25 protein-coding genes and 1 pseudogene are annotated in these 18,150 nt (G+C 23.7%); 5 read left to right on the top strand and 21 right to left on the bottom strand.

The window, feature by feature from the left end:
- The first annotated feature begins 67 nt into the window (after window positions 1-67).
- Entirely contained in the window at window positions 68-403 is a 336-nt protein-coding gene (locus tag AACL03_RS01745) for a rhodanese-like domain-containing protein (RefSeq protein ID WP_252320544.1), read from the top strand.
- A gap of 1 nt (window position 404) precedes the next feature.
- Here AACL03_RS01745 and AACL03_RS01740 read toward each other — a convergent pair whose 3' ends face one another.
- The 3 genes from AACL03_RS01740 to AACL03_RS01730 are packed head-to-tail and all read right to left on the bottom strand — an operon-like array spanning window position 405 to window position 2,076.
- A complete protein-coding gene (locus AACL03_RS01740) occupies window positions 405-803 on the bottom strand; it encodes a hypothetical protein (protein WP_338959176.1) in 399 nt (132 codons plus the stop codon).
- Window positions 804-841: 38 nt separating this feature from the next.
- Window positions 842-1,657: an NAD(+)/NADH kinase gene (locus AACL03_RS01735; RefSeq protein WP_339038977.1), complete on the bottom strand. Its 816-nt coding sequence runs from the start codon at window positions 1,655-1,657 to the stop codon at window positions 842-844.
- Between the two features lie 23 nt (window positions 1,658-1,680).
- A complete protein-coding gene (locus AACL03_RS01730; protein WP_174481244.1) occupies window positions 1,681-2,076 on the bottom strand; it encodes a Spx/MgsR family RNA polymerase-binding regulatory protein in 396 nt (131 codons plus the stop codon).
- Between the two features lie 514 nt (window positions 2,077-2,590).
- Here AACL03_RS01730 and AACL03_RS01725 point away from each other — a divergent pair.
- Window positions 2,591-2,896 (top strand): hypothetical protein, encoded by a 306-nt coding sequence (locus AACL03_RS01725; protein WP_338959168.1) that lies wholly within the window; start codon window positions 2,591-2,593, stop codon window positions 2,894-2,896.
- 191 nt (window positions 2,897-3,087) lie between these two features.
- A pseudogene (locus AACL03_RS09975) lies at window positions 3,088-4,333 on the top strand (ISNCY family transposase).
- Window positions 4,334-4,474: 141 nt separating this feature from the next.
- Here the strand turns inward: AACL03_RS09975 and AACL03_RS01710 are convergent.
- From AACL03_RS01710 to AACL03_RS01700, 3 genes are all read right to left on the bottom strand, one after another.
- Complete coding sequence (locus AACL03_RS01710; protein WP_339038973.1) at window positions 4,475-4,906, bottom strand: hypothetical protein; 432 nt, start codon at window positions 4,904-4,906, stop codon at window positions 4,475-4,477.
- 32 nt (window positions 4,907-4,938) lie between these two features.
- Window positions 4,939-5,799, bottom strand: a complete 861-nt coding sequence (locus AACL03_RS01705) for a hypothetical protein (RefSeq protein WP_339038780.1) — start codon at window positions 5,797-5,799, stop codon at window positions 4,939-4,941.
- A gap of 73 nt (window positions 5,800-5,872) precedes the next feature.
- Window positions 5,873-7,429 carry a hypothetical protein gene (locus tag AACL03_RS01700; protein ID WP_339038971.1) on the bottom strand — a complete coding sequence of 519 codons (1,557 nt, stop codon included), beginning with the start codon at window positions 7,427-7,429 and terminating at the stop codon, window positions 5,873-5,875.
- 261 nt (window positions 7,430-7,690) lie between these two features.
- Here AACL03_RS01700 and trpS point away from each other — a divergent pair, with 261 nt between their 5' ends.
- Both trpS and AACL03_RS01690 read left to right on the top strand, forming a co-directional pair.
- Entirely contained in the window at window positions 7,691-8,716 is a 1,026-nt protein-coding gene (gene trpS, locus AACL03_RS01695; RefSeq protein WP_339038969.1) for a tryptophan--tRNA ligase, read from the top strand.
- Between the two features lie 12 nt (window positions 8,717-8,728).
- On the top strand, window positions 8,729-9,604 hold the full coding sequence (locus AACL03_RS01690; protein ID WP_339038967.1) for a Cof-type HAD-IIB family hydrolase: 876 nt from the start codon (window positions 8,729-8,731) through the stop codon (window positions 9,602-9,604).
- A 246-nt stretch (window positions 9,605-9,850) separates the two neighbouring features.
- Here AACL03_RS01690 and AACL03_RS01685 read toward each other — a convergent pair whose 3' ends face one another.
- The 15 genes from AACL03_RS01685 to AACL03_RS01615 all read right to left on the bottom strand — a co-directional run bounded on the left by AACL03_RS01685 (window position 9,851) and on the right by AACL03_RS01615 (window position 18,094).
- Window positions 9,851-10,111 carry a hypothetical protein gene (locus tag AACL03_RS01685; protein WP_338959160.1) on the bottom strand — a complete coding sequence of 87 codons (261 nt, stop codon included), beginning with the start codon at window positions 10,109-10,111 and terminating at the stop codon, window positions 9,851-9,853.
- A 138-nt stretch (window positions 10,112-10,249) separates the two neighbouring features.
- Entirely contained in the window at window positions 10,250-11,173 is a 924-nt protein-coding gene (locus AACL03_RS01680) for a hypothetical protein (protein ID WP_339038682.1), read from the bottom strand.
- A 70-nt stretch (window positions 11,174-11,243) separates the two neighbouring features.
- On the bottom strand, window positions 11,244-11,405 hold the full coding sequence (locus AACL03_RS01675) for a hypothetical protein (protein WP_339038684.1): 162 nt from the start codon (window positions 11,403-11,405) through the stop codon (window positions 11,244-11,246).
- A 9-nt stretch (window positions 11,406-11,414) separates the two neighbouring features.
- Window positions 11,415-12,476 carry a hypothetical protein gene (locus AACL03_RS01670; protein WP_339038686.1) on the bottom strand — a complete coding sequence of 354 codons (1,062 nt, stop codon included), beginning with the start codon at window positions 12,474-12,476 and terminating at the stop codon, window positions 11,415-11,417.
- A 2-nt stretch (window positions 12,477-12,478) separates the two neighbouring features.
- Window positions 12,479-12,670: a hypothetical protein gene (locus AACL03_RS01665; protein ID WP_174479934.1), complete on the bottom strand. Its 192-nt coding sequence runs from the start codon at window positions 12,668-12,670 to the stop codon at window positions 12,479-12,481.
- Between the two features lie 2 nt (window positions 12,671-12,672).
- Entirely contained in the window at window positions 12,673-12,876 is a 204-nt protein-coding gene (locus tag AACL03_RS01660; protein WP_339038688.1) for a hypothetical protein, read from the bottom strand.
- 2 nt (window positions 12,877-12,878) lie between these two features.
- Complete coding sequence (locus AACL03_RS01655; protein WP_338960394.1) at window positions 12,879-13,253, bottom strand: hypothetical protein; 375 nt, start codon at window positions 13,251-13,253, stop codon at window positions 12,879-12,881.
- 11 nt (window positions 13,254-13,264) lie between these two features.
- A complete protein-coding gene (locus AACL03_RS01650) occupies window positions 13,265-13,519 on the bottom strand; it encodes a hypothetical protein (RefSeq protein WP_174480864.1) in 255 nt (84 codons plus the stop codon).
- Between the two features lie 21 nt (window positions 13,520-13,540).
- The gene (locus AACL03_RS01645) at window positions 13,541-13,747 is read right to left on the bottom strand and encodes a hypothetical protein (RefSeq protein ID WP_174480862.1); all 207 of its coding nucleotides are present in this window, start codon (window positions 13,745-13,747) and stop codon (window positions 13,541-13,543) included.
- Window position 13,748: 1 nt separating this feature from the next.
- The gene (locus tag AACL03_RS01640) at window positions 13,749-13,982 is read right to left on the bottom strand and encodes a hypothetical protein (protein WP_338960396.1); all 234 of its coding nucleotides are present in this window, start codon (window positions 13,980-13,982) and stop codon (window positions 13,749-13,751) included.
- A gap of 29 nt (window positions 13,983-14,011) precedes the next feature.
- The gene (locus AACL03_RS01635) at window positions 14,012-14,230 is read right to left on the bottom strand and encodes a hypothetical protein (protein ID WP_339038691.1); all 219 of its coding nucleotides are present in this window, start codon (window positions 14,228-14,230) and stop codon (window positions 14,012-14,014) included.
- Window positions 14,231-14,232: 2 nt separating this feature from the next.
- Window positions 14,233-15,096, bottom strand: a complete 864-nt coding sequence (locus tag AACL03_RS01630; RefSeq protein WP_339038965.1) for a hypothetical protein — start codon at window positions 15,094-15,096, stop codon at window positions 14,233-14,235.
- A gap of 125 nt (window positions 15,097-15,221) precedes the next feature.
- Window positions 15,222-15,497: a hypothetical protein gene (locus tag AACL03_RS01625; protein ID WP_338974505.1), complete on the bottom strand. Its 276-nt coding sequence runs from the start codon at window positions 15,495-15,497 to the stop codon at window positions 15,222-15,224.
- A gap of 388 nt (window positions 15,498-15,885) precedes the next feature.
- Window positions 15,886-16,821 carry a rolling circle replication-associated protein gene (locus AACL03_RS01620; RefSeq protein WP_339038695.1) on the bottom strand — a complete coding sequence of 312 codons (936 nt, stop codon included), beginning with the start codon at window positions 16,819-16,821 and terminating at the stop codon, window positions 15,886-15,888.
- 202 nt (window positions 16,822-17,023) lie between these two features.
- Entirely contained in the window at window positions 17,024-18,094 is a 1,071-nt protein-coding gene (locus tag AACL03_RS01615; protein WP_339038964.1) for a hypothetical protein, read from the bottom strand.
- Window positions 18,095-18,150: the final 56 nt, after the last annotated feature.

The following is an 18,150-nucleotide window of genomic DNA, read 5'->3' as shown; positions in this document are numbered from 1 at the left end:
AGCATTATAGCATAATAAAATGTTAAAATAAGTTATAGAACAATTTTATTTTAGGAGGTCATAACTTATGTTTAAACATAAAATTCAAAATGAAATTTCAATTTCAAATAAAGACTTTGATAAAATTAAAAATAAAGCTTTAATTATTGATGTTCGTGATGTTGCTGAATATCAAATTTTAAAAAAAATAACAAATGATAATGGTGAACTTAATATTGTTAATATTCCTTACTATGATTTGATTAAAAATCCTAGTAAATATATTGAAAACAAAAATCAAGTGATTATAACTATTTGTAATGCAGGAAATCGTTCAACTGCTGCTGCACTAACACTCAGAGAATTGGGCTATACTAACACTTATGTTTTAATTAATGGTATTTATGGATATTACAAAAAATAACTTATTTCTCATTATTTAATTTAATAAGATCATTAATAGCAATACTTAAATTATTACAATAAGTTCCTAAGACTAAACTAACACTATCGTCTTGGTCTAAAATACCACGATTTTTAATTTTTTTAAGATTATTAAAATTAATTTTTGAATGATCAATAATCTCTACCTTAATTTTATTTGCTGTTGCTGTTGTCTCTTTAATATTATCAATTCCCCCTAAATCAACAATAAAATTTTGTAATTTAAATGGGAATTTTTGTGGTTTATTAATAGGTTTTGAACTACTTTCTTGTTGATTGCGTAATTTTTTAGCTGTACTAACATTTCATATTCAAATCCCAATACTAGCCACAGCAAATAACAATGCAATAACTAATAATACTATTTGTCAAATTGGCATGATTACCTTCCTTAATTAATATATTTTTAAATATTTTCTTAATCTTCTTGAATAAAAGCTTTTTTTACTTTAACAAGTAAAGAATAATGATTAAGTCGATATTCTAAAACTTGTAACGTTAATTCTGATAATTTAATTGTTACCTTATCATTTAGTTTATCATTAAAATCAAAAGTATCAACAATTAATTTTCCAAAATCACTCAATTTACTATCTTTTTGAATATTTTTCAAAGTAATTTCATGATTTTCATCCAAAATTAGTGGTGAATTTAAACTGCGATAACTATTATTATCTACTGGAGCAATTTCATGAAATTGCATTAAGTTATGATTTGAAATTAAAACAGCACCACCAAGTGATTTCATTAAACCCGTCGAACCAGTTCTTGTTGCAATAACTAAACCAGAACCACGAAAGTTTTCAAATAATTGATTATTAATTAACACTTGACATGAAAGAGTTGTTGTTAAATTAACAAATTTAACTTCATTAATAGCATATAAAATCTTATTATTAATATTTACTTCTAATAATGAAAATTTATTTACTATTAAATTATTATCATTATTAGCAATTCACATTAATACTTTGTCAACTTCTGTGTTTAAAAAGTTTTCATAAAAACCAAGATTACCACATTTAAAACTAACAAACTTAACAGTATTGAGCATATTATTATAATCATGAACAGCTTTTAAAAATGTTCCATCACCGCCAATAATAAAAACAATATCTGGAAAAGAAGTATCTTCAAGTGCTTTAAGGGCCAATAACTTGGCCCTTAATTCCTTAGCTAATGATTGAGAATTCTCATATTTATTAGCAATAATTGTAAATTTATAATTTTTCATCATGTATTCCAATCATATTTCAATTAAAATATTTCACAAGAATCTTCAAATTCGTTTTCAATAGAACCACGTAAAAATAATTCAATCTCGTCTTCATTATAACCAATTTGAATACGTTGTTTATTTTCTTGAACAATAATTGGACGTTTTAAAACAGTTGGTGAAGTTTTAATTAAATCAAAAACTTGTAACATTGTTAACTTTTCAATATTAATAGCATGTGTTTTAATAAACTTTGCTCTTGTTGAAATAATATCACCAACACCATTTGGTACAAATCTTAATAATAATTTAATTTCAGTATCGGTCAATGGATTATGGATAATATTACGTTTAATATATGGAATTTTATGTTTATCAAAAAATTGAATAACTTTTTTTGAAGACAAACAACTTGGCGAAACATATATTTTAATCATGACAATACCCCTCTTTGCTTTTAGACTACATTTGATTTAAATACTCTTTTTTAAAATTAATATTTTTTTATCTTTAAAAGATAAAAGTTAATAAACTCTACATTACTATAATAATATATATTTCCACACTATCTTTGACCAAACTTAGAAAATAAGTACATGAAAGACCTTTTCCGCTATATCCTTCACCCACATATTATATCATATTATTTTTTGAAAAATAGATACTTTTATTCCTTAAATTTTATAAAAAAATTTAACATATATTTTACTATCAAATTTTATTAATAATTTGAATTATAATATAATGAAATTATAAAATTAAATTTTCTTTATTTTAAAGTAAATAATTAAAAATAAATAATTTTTATGCGTAAAAAAACAAGGAGTTAACTAAACATGCCTATTCAAAATAATAACAGTAAATATTTTAAAGAATTCATAATTGGAACTATAATTAGTTCCACCGGAATATTATTAACTGGTCTTAGTTTATCAACTATTTTATTTTTTTATGATAATACAAGAAATGGAAAATCAATATAAAGATAAATTAAATACTATTTTAAATCCAAATAATTTAGTAGTATGCATAATGGGTTCTGTACCTTTAATTCATAGTTTAAACATAACACAAGTTGGTAATAAAAAAATAACAAATGCCACTAAAGGATTAGTAGAAAATATGCTAGTATCATTTTCAAAATCTAAAAATAGAACTCCTTTATTAGCAAATAATGATGTAACGAACATCAATAACTTTGAATTACAAAACCCAGTCAATAATATAAATAATAAAGTAACAATTAATACTTTATAAATATTTATCTTTTAAAGACAAATAAAATTTAATTTAAATAGCTTAATAAATTAAACTGATCTTATCATTTTAATTGATTCTGTTGTTATATCAATACCAGAATCGTGTGTGTCATTATTTAGTGATAATTTCCTATTAGTTATCGAGTGAAAATTTCCCAAAAGTAAAGTTAAATATACTTGGTGATAAATATGGAAAGAAGCATGACTATGAAAGAAAAATATAAGTTTAATATTATAAATGACATTATTATTAATAAATTATCTAAACATCAAGCTAAGAATAAACTTAACCTAACTATTAGAAGAATTAACCAATTAATTCAAATTTTCAATAGAGAAGGTAAAGTTGGTTTTATTCATAAATCCCGAAATAAAATTTCTAATAAAACAACAAATTTTGAAATCAAAATTAAGATTATAAATTTATATAAAACCAAATATTATAATTTTAATTTTCAACATTTCCATGAGAAATTAAACAATGAAGAAAAAATTAAAATTTCATATAGTACACTTTATACTATATTAATTAAAGAAAAAATTACTTCACCAAAAAGACATAAAAATAAGAAAAATAACTTGCATCCTACAAGAAACCGAAGAACAAATTTTGGTGAATTAATTCAAATGGATGCAAGTAATCATCATTGATTTGGTAAGGATAAACCAAAAGCTTTTTTACATGCTGCAATTGATGATGCTACAGGAAATATTGTCGGACTATGATTTGATCATCAAGAAACATTAGATGGTTATTATAATGTTTTTTATCAAATTTTAACTAAATATGGCATACCAAAAACATTTTATACTGATAATAGAACAGTTTTTGGATATAAAAAAACAAATCGATGCTGGCAAAATAAACACGGAAAATGATACTTATACTCAATTCCAAAAGTCTTGTAATGATTTAGGTGTTGAAATTATTAGAACTTCCATTCCACAAGCTAAGGGTAGAATCGAACGCTTATTTGGAACACTTCAAAGTCGCTTAATTAGTGAACTTAGACTTAATAAAATTAAAAATTTAGAAGAAGCTAATCAATTTCTTAAAATATATATAAGTATTTTTAATAAGCAATTTGCCTTACCTATTGATAATAATAAATCTGCTATGATTAAAGCTTCAAACCAAGAAGAAATAAATATTTATCTTTCAAGATTTTCTAAAAGAAAAACGGATAGTGGTTCAACTATAACATATTATGGTAAAAAGTATTTTCCTTATAAAAATAGCAAAGTTCAATACATACAACCTAGAACTGATGTAATTGTACTTAAATCGTTTATTAATGAGTTATATCTTAGTTATAATCATCAAATATATGAATTAAAAGAAATAGCACCAAAACCAATTATCAAAGAAGAGTTGATAAAAACTAAAAAGGTTTATATACCAAATAAAAACCATCCTTGAAGATATGGATACTAATAATACCAAATTAAAATTAGATAAAATTCTTTTTATAAAAGATTATTTTTGTGAATACTTAACTATATAAAATTTTAAATCGTTTGTCGAGCAGCAAATTTGATGGCTTAAAATTGATTTTAAAGATATAAAAAAATAAAATTATACACCACCAATAGCACAAGCACCAGAAGCCATTGTTGTAATACCACCAACAACATTTAAATTTGATTTATTTTCTAGATTTAGAAGTCTGTTGTCAAGTTCATTAACTTGTTTTTTTAAAGTTTCAAAATCTGCTTTGATTCCTTGAATATTTTTGTTTAATTCATCTAACTTTAATTCATGTTCAATTAAAGTTGAAATATAACTTCAATCTCTTATATAACCTTTTATTATTTCTTTTTCTTGTCTTTTTCAATTATATAATGCTTGAGGATTAAATGTTTTAGAATTATTGATTGCTTGTGGTAAAGTAGAATTTCATTCATTTATATGTGCAAATCATTGTTTAACTTTTGAATCATTTGCTATAATATTTGAAATTTCATTAAATTTATCTTGTGTTACATAGGTAAAAGTTGGTTTTGTCAAACCATAAGAATAGGGACTAAAAGTACCAACAATTATTTTTTTTCAAAATAGCCAATAAAGTGTGAGTAATTAGATTTATCCAATAAATAAACTTCTGATAATTTAAAATTATGATATTTTTTCTTTATGGCACTTTTAATTTCGTTATCAACGTTATGATTAATTTTTCCTAAATTAATTTTTATATCTTTATTTCAATCTGGAAAATCATTTTCTAAATTATCAAGACGATTATTTGGATAATATTTCTCATCTTCTGTTATTATTCTTACTGATTCAAAATCAAATCAATTAAATGGTTTTTCATAAAGTACAATTTCTATACGTTCTTTTCTAGAACTATCTGTATATACTTTTTCAATTTTTGAAAAATTATCTCAAATTGTTTTACCTACTTGTTGTATTTCTTTTCATGTTCATGGAAAAATTGCAGTAATTGAAATATCATTAGAATTATATCGTTGCATCATATCCTCTTTAAATTTTTCGCCAAGTTCTCATGCAGGATTATCTTTTCAATAATGATAATCAGCTATTATTCCTTCAAAAGTTTTTGGTGTAAATGAACAAGTTACTTTACCTCAACTACCCCTTATTTCGTTTTTACCATTTAATGTTCTTTTTAATCGATTTCTGTGTTTTTCATGACGATGTTTATTCATATTTATTTTGCTATTTGTTGTTGGGTTGTTAATAATAAAATCTGTTTGATTATTACTTGCAAAATTTAATTGTTGATTTACTAAATCTAAACTAGTCGTATTTTTTCTAACTCAATTTTTAATATTTGAATTATCAATTGACTTACCATTAATACCTTGTATTTTATTATTTAAAAGTGGAGCAGTTAATACTCACAATTTAAATCAATAACTTGGACTAAAATATTTCATAATTTTGTTCTCCTTTGAAAGTAAATATAAAAATATTTACTTTCAAAACAAAGCAACTTTTATTTGTTAAATTTTACTTCTTTTTTATTTTTTTTGATAAATATTTTTGGGAAATTTTCACTCGATATTGACATACCAGAATCGTTAGATTTTCTAAGAGTGGCTTTACTTTAGTAAATGGTTCTACTTCTGAAAGTTGTTTTTTTGTTTCAATTTCTACTTCTATCTTAAAATTATCTAAACTAGAATCTGAAATAGATGATTTATTTTCATTAATTTTTATTTTTAATTCACTTTCTCTTACTATTAGTGTTTCTATATCTTTATCAAGTTTATCTAAACTAATGGCATTTAATGAATTTAATTTATCACTTTTTTCTTTTTGAAGTATTTCTAAATCAGTTAATGGTTGCATATTTTCAATTGAAATATTTTTTAATTTTTCTCTTTGTTGTTTAATTTTTAGTATTGTATTTTCTAATAAAAATTGTTTTTGACTATTAGTCACTTTGAAATCTTCTATTTCTTTAGTACTATTCTTTTTGCTTAATTGTGCTTTTAATACTAGTCAATTTTCCTTTAATATATTTGTCTCTTTTTTATGTTTTAATATCTCATTAAACAAATCTTTTTCTTGTTTTATTTTTTTTTCATTTGCCATTCGTAAATCAGTAATTTCTTTATTTATATTACTTCGATTAACAAATTCTTTATCTAATTTTTTTTGAACACTTTTGTAATTACAAAAAATGCCAAAAGTTAATAGTGAAATAACACGACGTCAAATACTATCTCTTCAATCTTGTAAAACTATAATATTTTGAAAAATATTTTCTGAATCTTTTAGTTTTAAACTAATATTTTCTTCATTACTTTTAATTTCTTTTTCTAAACAAGAAATTGAATTAGTTTTTGCATCTATATTGTCATTTAATGTTTTAATATTTAAATTTATTTCATCTATTTTTGTGATTAATTGTTCTTTAGAACTTTCATTATCATTCAAAATAGATTGTATTTGACCTTTATTTGCATCAATGTCTGTTGTTAATTGTTCCTTGTTTTTTTCTAATCTTTCAATTTCTAATTCAATTTCTGATTTTTGTTTTATTAATGCAATTAAATTTTCTAAACTTTGTAATTCCGCTTTCAATTCTTCTTTTTTTAAAATTTCTTTTTTTAAATTTAATATTTTAGTTTTTTCTTCTTGTAATTTTGTCATATTTTCTTTTAATGCTTTTAAACTACCATTAAAAAAAGATGATTCTTGAATTATTTCTTTTAAATTAAATAATTCATTTCTAATTCTTTCTAAGGTTCTTCTGTTATCTACTTTGTCTAGATTTCTGTTTTTTATATCTTTATCAGTTTCTTTACTTTCAACTTCTAAAGTATATATATTTTCATTAACTGCTTTTAATTTATCAGTCATCTGATTAACATATTGTTCAATAAATGTTTTTTTATCTTCACTATCTTTGATATTTCTTAATTGACTTTCAGCTTTCTTCAATATATCTTCTAGTTGTTTTCTTTCAAATTCAAAACTTGCTTGTTTTTTGGCAATATTTTGTTTCTTGATTTCTAATTCCTCAAGTTTTAACCCAAGAGTTTGAAGATATTCTTTCACATTGTTTCGATCTTTTATTTTCTTTAAATATTTTTGTAAATCATCCTTATATTTTCTTCTCCAAATAACATAAAAAAACTCCTTTATAAAGTAAAAAACCCATTACTCTTAAAAAATAAAAGCTATGGGTCAAAAACTATTTTTAATTTATGTTTTTATTATATCAAAATCAAACAAATTTTAATATAATTAATTGAATTATTTAACTTTATCATTGATAATTAATTATATTAAAAAATTAATTTGGAGGAAGCAAAATATATGGCTCGTATTATATCTGGAATAACTAGCACTGGAAAATTAACTCTTGGTAACTACTTGGGAGCAATTAATAATTTTCTAAAATTGCAAGAAGAACATGAACTCTTAATATTTGTTGCAAATTTACATGGATTAACACTACCAATAAAAGCACAAGAATTAAGAGATAATATTAAAGATATTGCCGCTTGATATTTTGCTGCTGGTATTATACCAAATAAATCTCATATTTTTATTCAATCTGATGTTTTAGCCCATAGTCAATTAGGATATATATTATTATGTAATAGTTATGTCGGTGAATTAGAACGAATGACACAATTTAAAGATAAAAGTCAAAAAATGACAAATCAACAAAATAAAACGATTAGTATTCCAACAGGTATTCTTACATATCCAGCATTAATGGCTGCTGATATTTTACTATATGACGCTGATTTTGTGCCAGTTGGTGTTGATCAAACTCAACATTTAGAATTGACAAAAACTTTAGCAACAAGAATGAATAACAATTATAAAACTGATTTATTCAAAATTCCTAAAATAATTATTGATAAACAAGCACAGAAAATTATGAGTTTACAAGAGCCTGAAAAAAAAATGTCAAAATCTGATACTAATCTAAAAAATACTATTTTTTTAAGCGATAGCAAACAAGAAGTTACCAATAAAATTAAAAAAGCAGTTACTGATTCAGAAAATATTATTAAATTTGATCCAGAACATAAGCCTGGAGTTAGTAATTTATTAACTATTTATGCTAGCATTACTAAAAAAGATATCAAAACTTGTGAACAATACTTCAGCAATCACAATTATGGTTTTTTAAAAGAAGAAGTAATTAAAGTAATAAATGATTTATTAGAACCAATGCAAAAAAAACACCAAGAACTTATTAATGAAAAATCATCACAATTAGCAAAATATTTAGAAGAAGGTGCAAATTTTGCTAATAATATTGCTACTAAAAAATTAAACTTTGTTCAAGACACAATGGGTATTAATTTTATCGAGAAAGAAAGATAGGAGGAAGAGACAATGTCTTTATACAATAAAAAACAAAAACATTTAATCCTAGTTGATTTAGATGGTACTCTATTAAAAAGTGGTGGTCGAGAAATTCATATTAATACTAAAAAAGCACTAATTGATGCTCAAAAACAAGGTCATATTGTTTGTATTGTCACTGGTCGACCTTATCGTGGATCAATTAAATTTTATCGTGAATTAGGTCTTAATACATTACTATGCAATTTTAATGGTGGCCATATTCATGATCCAAAAATCAAAAAATTCAAACGATTAGTTTTTCCAATTTCTGAAACAATTGTTAAACATATTTTAAATGAAGACTATATTTTTCAACAAATTGAAAACGCGGTTATTGAATATTACAACAAAGCAGTATGTTGAAAAAAAGATGATTTCTTTGAAACTTATTTTCATTTAGATACTATTGAAAATGATACTTTTACAATTAGTAAATTAATTCGTGATTGAAAAGGGAGCACTAATGCCATTTTAATTGAATTTAAAGAAAATACTAATCTTGATCAAGTATATCGTGACTTGGAAAAATATTCAAACTCAATTAAGGTAAATACTTGAAATCGTTATGATAATAATAAACTAATCTTTGAAATTTCAAGTAAATTTATTGATAAAGGAATGACAGCTCGCATTTTGGCTCAATATTATAATGTTGATATTAGAGATGTTATTGCTTATGGTGATGAAATTAATGATAAAGAAATGTTGATGGAAGTTGGCTATGGTGTAGCAATGAAAAATGGTAATATTGTTATTAAAAGTATTGCCAATGATATTACTACTAAAACTAATGATGAGGGTGGCGTTGGTGATCATTTATCAAAATTATTAAATCTTTATGAAGAAAGTGAAATTTATATTTAATGGAAATGAAAATATATTAACTATTATTTCTATATTTGTAATATGATATAGTTTTTAAACATTAATATAAGTTTTTAACCTATTTACTTTATTTTTAAAGTAAATAGGTTTTTATTTAAAAAAGTTTTTTATAAATTTAATATACTAAAATAAAAAACCTATTGTTTTATTTTTCAAAACAATAGGACATTAATTATATTAAACTTCTACTAAATATAAATATTTTAATACTATTAATACAAAAAACTATAAAACTTCTAAAGGCAAGAAGTCAAAAATTTCTGGGTGATTGGCACAAAACTTTAATTCCGAATCATTTTTTTGTTCTTCAATTTTAATTTTTAATTCATTTAATTGCTTTTTTATTTTAAGTAATTGAGCAGGTGCTGGTGGTTGTTTATCTCATTCATCAAATAATATTTTACCTGTTTTAAAAAGTTTTTCATACTGACATTTTAAACAACTATTTTGCTGTGATTCATGATCATGGATATTTTTGCCAAACATAAAATTACCTACTTTCCTCAATTCTTTTACCAAGTATATAGGGGCTTTGCCCCTCGTTGCTTCGCAACTCACCCCAGTGGCGTAAACGCCACAGCCAACCAGAACCTTGGTTGGTTGGCTTCGACCAATAATATAGGTTTACTCTATTTTAACATCTTTCTTATTTTTCTTAGAATATTTATTTCTATAATAACAAGTACGGCATACAGTATTTTGAGTTTCTTTCTTTTCAGTTTGTAATATATTATCCAACTTATCTAATCCTACTGCTCTAATATCATCAACAGTAAAATCTAATGCTTGTGATTGTTCATAGTCTTTAACAGTACTTAATTCACTCTTTAAAGAATGAATATAATTTAAAGCACGACTATTATATCTTTGTAAATAAGACCTAGGAAATCATAAACTAAAAGTCATAGTTTCACCACTATAACTAGGTGGTAATCCACCACGTTTAATTATTCGCTTTGTTTGTCTTTTAGATAATACAACTTTATTATAATCATCAACATTAGTATAAATATTTAGTTTAAACTTAACTAAAAATAACAAAATACGCATTCTTTTAACTTGCACAATATATTCCACTTTTTCACGTGCTTGTTTTGGTATTCTATCGGGGTGTTGTTCAATCATATACATAATTCCATTAAAATTATGACCTATTAATTTACAAAACATTCCTAAACTTTCTTGTGTTTCTTTAAATTCGGGCGACAAATCATTACTATTAATTTTCAAACCTAACTCATCTAAAACAACCATATCACACTCTTTAAAAGCATAATTACTATTTAATTGATTAAATTTAAAAACATCATCATAAGAACAGCGATAACTATATTCATTACGAACTTTAATAGGAATAGGACTTACTACCCTACCCTTATGTTTTTGTGCTAAACAACAAGCAAGAGCAGATTTACCAGTACGTGGTGGTGCTGAAATAATATAACTACCTACACGTTGTAATATCTTTATATTTTTTCTAGTTATTAAAAATGGATAAAGTATTATTAATAATATAACTCCTAAAAGTAAATAACCATATCAAGGCATTATTTAACCACCTTACTTTTATTTTTAAACTTATTTTTAATTCAAAAACAAAAATCTACAAAATATGAACTTAAAATAAAAGGAAAAATAAAATTTTTGAACCAAAACTAGCATTTTCAAAAAATAACTTTAATTTATCTACATCAAAATCAAAAAATAACGCAGTAAACGATGATATTAAAAAACAAAAAATAACTCCACTACAAATTTCAAATAAATCTTTCTTTTTCATAATAAACTCCTAACCAACTAAAAATCCAACTGCTTTTAAAAATACTCATAAAGTTAAAACTTGTTCTAAACCACTAGTAAAATCAACATTTAAAACAGAACTAATAGTATCATCAAAAATACGCCTCAATAATCCATCAAGTTTAGTAAAAAATTCTCTTAATGGTTCAACTGGTAAAACTTTACCAACAACACCATAAAGTACTCATCTAAAAGCATTACGCAAATGACCAAAAACATCATATCAACTAACACGCTCATACTCAGGGTTAAAAGGACTATTTGGCGGAACTGGTGTTACTTTCTCACTTGAAAAAATATTAATTTGACCAAATGAAACCTCTGGTGGAATAGTTAAATTTGTAGTTCCATGAATATCAAAAAATACAGTTAAATGTCTTAAATTTGGAACACGAACCGGCATAGTAACAAAATTATACAAATCTTGCATATAAACATCATTACCAATCTTTCCTTTAAAAACATATTTTGTATCACCAACATAATCTAAAAAACTAAAAGAAAAATCACCAGTAAATGTAGAAAAAGCCTCATAATTAAAATAAAACATAAAACCTTGAATATAAAAACTTAAAGGTTTATCAATTTCAAAATTTAATTCAAAACGTAAATTTAAAGGTTTAACTCAATGATTTACATTATGAATAAGAAGTCGATTTTTTTTACCATATTGAATAAAATTATGATTGAACATAATACGGGAAATATCATCTAACTGATATCTCCTAAAAGAATAAACACCAGTTCCAGTATTAAGTGTTGTCTTTTTAACACCTACAACATCACTTTGATATTCAAAATCCAAATCATTATCTACACCACCTATAATTTCACCACTAACTAATTTTAAATCCGGTTGGTCAATGTCAAAATAAGCAGAATTTCATGGAATAGTTGCTCAATCATTAAAATCATTATACTTAACGTGTTTAATCATTTCTTTTTTAATATCATAATTAACAACATTAGGGTCATTTGAAACAATTAAAGAAGTTGGTGCTTGAACAGAAGTATTTACAACAAAAAACAATTTAGCAAATTTAAATCACATAATTATTTACCAAACAAACATTTTAAAATTCACCATGAACCATAAAACAAAACAAATCCAATAAAAAACTGTGTTCCATAAACTACTAAATTTCATAAAATAGTAGTAAAATCATCAACTGGATTACCTATAAACATAGTTCAATAATCAACTATACATTGATGTATTTTATTGTAAATTTCTAAAACACTCATACTTAACACCTACCCAAACAATGACCTAAAAACAAATTTAATAACACGATAAATAAAATTAAAAATACACCTAATACCAATCAAAAAGTCAAATTAAACAAAATATAAACTTCATCAGTAATATTAGTTTGATTTAAAAATATACCAATATCATTACTAGAAAATATAAAAATAAAATGCAATATACTAATAACAAAATTAGACATAATTAATCACCAATACCAAAGTCACGAGTTGAACTACCAGTAAACTTATTACCGCCAGCACCACCTTTAAACTTACCTTGTTGTTTATTTCTTGTTTTTACTTTTTCAACGCGTCTTTGATAACTCTTAGCAATTTGTTGACCAGTACCAACACCCAAAGAAACAGAACTTTTACCAATGAACTTAACAGCATATCCTAAACCTAATGTTGGTAACATTAATTCGGGTAAAATAACCCTAAATGCAAATCTAAGCAAAATCAAAAATATCATTAACGTACCTAAATTAAAACCTAAATCACCAAGTGGAAAACTAAAAAACTTCATAAAAATTGAAGCAAATAATTGCATAACAGTTGTAATAAAAGGTATAAACATAATTTCACATCCTAATGTCTTGTAAATCTAAATAATCCTAAAATTAAATAAAATACAAAACTAACATTTATTAAAGCAAGAATAGGCAAAGGTAAAGTGTATAAACTATCATAAAAAAACGACTTAATAAAAAGTGTCACAGTATGTAATCCAGCAAAAGAACTTAAATACTGCATATAAATAGTTTGTACCAAAGTATTAACAACTGGTAAAAGTCTACCCAATAATGGTAAAACAAAAACCAAACTAAAAAATAACTTTACCATTTGCTTACTCCTTTCTAATTACTAATGAGTTCCATGGATAATATGACCAACAAACTGCTTAATAAATACAAGAACCATAAATACAATTGAAATTAACACTGGTCAATTTGTAAGTGTTCCACCATCACCAGTAGTAAATACTCAACCAAAAATATAAGTAAAAGCATTTAATAATTGTTGTCCTACACCACCTATCATGGTTAATAATGCTGATAGTCCAGCGGGCATATTAATCACCCCCTTTCTCTAATTCTTTTTGTTGTTTTTCCATTTCTAATTTACGTTTCTTCTTTTCAAAATCTTTACGACAAAAAATACAATCAGGCTCACTATCATTCTCCTTTACATGTTTTCTATGTTTATATTTTTCTATACCTTCACGTATTCAATTTCTACAAAATCAAAGAATTAAACAAAAACCACCAATATATAACACATATTTTATAATTTCTTTCATATCCATTATTTATCACTTCCTTTTTTTCTTTTTTTTTAAAAATCAATTAAACTAAATAACTCATAAAAAATTACTAAAACAAAAAGTAAAATATTAATGCCTAAATCTAAACCAATAAAAAAATCAAAATTACCATTTATAATATTATGTATTTCAGCAACAGTTCAAACCATAGAAAAAAACCAACAATAAAACAAAAAAACATGAAATTTAGGAGTGTCATACCACTTTTTTTTAATTTCTTTATTTTCCATTATTAAACACCACCTAATGTATAAGCATAAGAATAATCCCAATTTAAACTTGCTCTATCTAAATTAATCTCCGACATATTATCATCATTTAAATCAACATCAACCATACTGTCATTTGTACTTTGATAATCACTAACACTAGCATTAATTAATCTTGCTCTTTCATCTGTAAATATTTCTTGTAATTCACTGTTATTATGTGTACTTCCCAATGGCAATAATAAAGTATTAATAATCTCACTTGCACCGGCAATAATCGTAGGAATAGCAAAATAATTATTAAAATTATTATTAATACCCATAGCAACACCACTACTAATCAAACATCCACCAGTACCCATATTTGCTATCTTTCTTATATTTTGAAATCTATTAGGGATTAACTCAGTTAAACCACTAATAACATTTGCTATACCAAAACTATTTAAAGATATATAAGTATCTCAATCTACAAAAGGAACATCAATTATCGGTTTAACAGTTGTAAATGGTGGATACGTTGTTTTAGGTGGTTCAGTAGGACATGGTGGTCAAAAACAAGGTTCATCTCTTAATAAAGAAACTAACTTATCTACATACTGAACAAACTTAGCATAATTTATTAAACCAATTGTTCCTAAACCTAAAAATATCTTTTTATAACTATTAATAACTTTATTTCTAGTAGTTAGTCTTTGATTAATATTCCATATATCAATTCCTAACTTTTTACTAAATAACAAAGAATTAATAGAACCTAATACTGGGTCTTTTAAATATTGACCATAATAAGCACTAACTCCAACCATAGCACTTAATGGACTTAATCCAATTCTTAAAATTTTAGTTAAAGTATAATTACTAGTTTGTTCTAACTCATTAGGCATAAATAAAACTCCTTACTTTATTAATAAGGAGCTTATATATGAATTATAATCTAATCCATTAGGGGCTTAAAATGAAAAATATATAATCCATATATAAGCCCCTTATTTAATTTTTATTTTATACATTATTTTCATTCAGTAATATCTACAATAGTACCGGATAAATCCAAAACTAAATTATAATAATTACCAACTTTTAAATTTAATTTATGTAAATATTTTGAAAAATCATTAACAACTGTTGGATTATACCATTTGTCTCTTACTTTACCAGTAGGTATATTTGTTTGTTTATTAATTTCCAAAAAAGTTAAAACATCAAAATTTAAAAACTTACCTTGATTATTTTTATCGGGTATCATTTTATCTTTTTCAATATTAACTAATTGAGTTTTAAACATAAAAATTGCCAATCCTTTCTATAAATTTTAATAAAAAAAATAATAGATTGAATTGGCAAACAATTAAGTAATTAAATTAAAAATATTATAAATACAAAATTAATTTAATAAATAAAAAGTTTTTAATATTAATATTTAACTATTCCTCGCATGGAACTGTTACCAATTCAAATAAGTAAAATATTATTTAAAAACTAATCTAAAACAATATAAACTTATAAATTAATAATATCAAATATTATAAAAAAATCAATAAATATAAAAATGAAAAAGTAAGTAATATTTTATTCCATGCGAGTAAAATAAACATTACTTACTATAATAAAAGTATAACAAAAACAAAATAAAATACAAATATAGTATATATATTACTTGAAAAAATTTAAAATTAATGTAGAATACGATTTTTTAAAAATATTTTTTCAATTTTAGTTTTATCAAAAACTTTATAAAGAAAATCTAAAACTTCATTTTTATTAAATTTATTTTTTAATCAATACCTAAATCTTAAACTATCTAAACTTATATAATAGTTAAAATCTTTAAAATAATCACTAGTAACAACATAATCATAACTTCCGCCAATTAATTGAGTATTACCTTGTTCATTTGGTTTAGTTTTAAATAAATAAAATTCTTTTGCTTTTTCACATGCTTGTACTAATTTTTGTAAACTTAACATTTTAGTACCACGAACTACAAGCGGATTTTTACAATTTCTACTAAAAGAATATGCTTGAATACCAACATCTTTTTGATTTAAAGATTTAATATTTTCTTGTACTTTTGTTACATATTTACTCAAATATTTAACCACAAATTCATTTGTACCTTTATGTACAACTTTTAAATCAATACCTTTATTATTACCAACATGTGGTCATCATTTAGTTATCATACTATAAGGTATTTTACGATTAAATAATATATGAAAATGTACGGCTCCTCGTTTTTGATATTCATAAACATAAAAATATCTTAATTCACCTAAATGTTTAGAACGTTTAGGGTCATTTCATCAACGTTTTAAACGTTTAAAAAATAATTGTAAATCATGTTTTGCTTTTCTAATATCAGTTTCATTTTTATGATAAGTTAAAGTTAAAAAACTTAAAATTCTTGCATTATAAAAATTATGTAATGCTTTTTGAACTAATTTACATTTAGTACGAACGTTATTATTTCTTAACTTAGTAATATTACCAATATTCTTTATACCTAATTTATTTCTTTCATTTTTTAACATATCAATAGGTAAAACAACATTTTTAACATAACAAGCATAAAAAATTTTTTTAACATAAAAATTATATGAAATATTCATTTATAAACATTCCTCGCATGAAATTTTTATAAAAATAAAATTGAATGATTTATAAATAAATATAAATCTTTATATATCTTATCATAGAAAATAAAAAAAGTATCAAACTTTACACTTGCGGTGAAAAATGATACTTAACTTAAATTTATTATACCAAATAATAAAAAAGGAGAAATAATTCTCCTTTTTAACTAGTAAAATGTTATAAAACCGTTGGTAAATAATGTAAGAAAAAACTATTTTCTAATTCTCATCCTCAATCACGCTGATTCTGAGGTGTTAAAATTCATCTAGCAAAACTTTCGGCAAAAAATTCATCATCAAGATTTATATTATATTTACCATTAAATCAGGCACTACGACCATAATTACTATTAACTGTTATTAAACCAAATAATAATTCTTGCTTAATATTAGTTAATTTTGCTTGTTGACCTAAATAATCAATTAAATATCAAGTACGATCATAAATTTGTTTGTTATCATTGTTAACAGTTAGTTTATGAGAAACTGATGTCATATTAGTATTAAAATCACTATAACTGCTATCTGGTCACTTTCAATTAGCATTAAATGAATTTCTTTCATCAGCACTTAAACCAATAAAATTACTTAAAGCATGACCATATTCGTGAGTTGTAACACTAATTATTTGATCTGAAGATCAAAATCCCTCTTGAAATTGTTGATCAATTAAATTAATATTTGCAAATTCAGGACCATAACCCATACGTTGATTATCAGCTTCTGAATTAAAAGCAGTTCATGCTACTGTGCTATCACTTACAGCAACTGGTGCTACTTTTTGAATTAGTTTAATAACAGTGTTTTTATGAAAAACTTTAGCAAAAATATTATAAAAACGTAATTGTTGTTGCTCTGCTAATTGTAATTGTTCATTATTTAAACCAGCTTTTTTATACATTTCAACTCAATTAACATCAATGGTTTTACCACCAATTTTAGTATGAGTTAAATCATATTGTAAACTATCATAATTACTTCAAATTACATCACTTTTATTATTATCATACAAGTTATTAAATTCATCAATACTTTCTTTACTTGCCATTTGATGGATTTTATATTCATATTTTTTTACCATCTTTGCATCTTCTGGTGAAAGTTTTCATTTTAATAAACTAGCATTAGCATCATGCTTATTTAAATAGACATAATGATCACTGTCTGGAGAAAACGTTAACATTAAACCATTAACTGTTACAAGATTTAATGCTGCAATCATAGTTACTAATTTAATACCTTTTTTCATAATTAACCTCCCCTTCATATCATAATTATAATTATGATTTTACATTGTAGCATTTA

This window comes from Spiroplasma endosymbiont of Andrena trimmerana, from assembly GCF_964019575.1.
Taxonomy (GTDB): domain Bacteria; phylum Bacillota_I; class Bacilli_A; order Mycoplasmatales; family VBWQ01; genus Spiroplasma_E.
The sequence above is the reverse complement of the archived record's forward strand: the minus strand, read 5'-3'. Positions and strand labels throughout refer to the sequence as shown.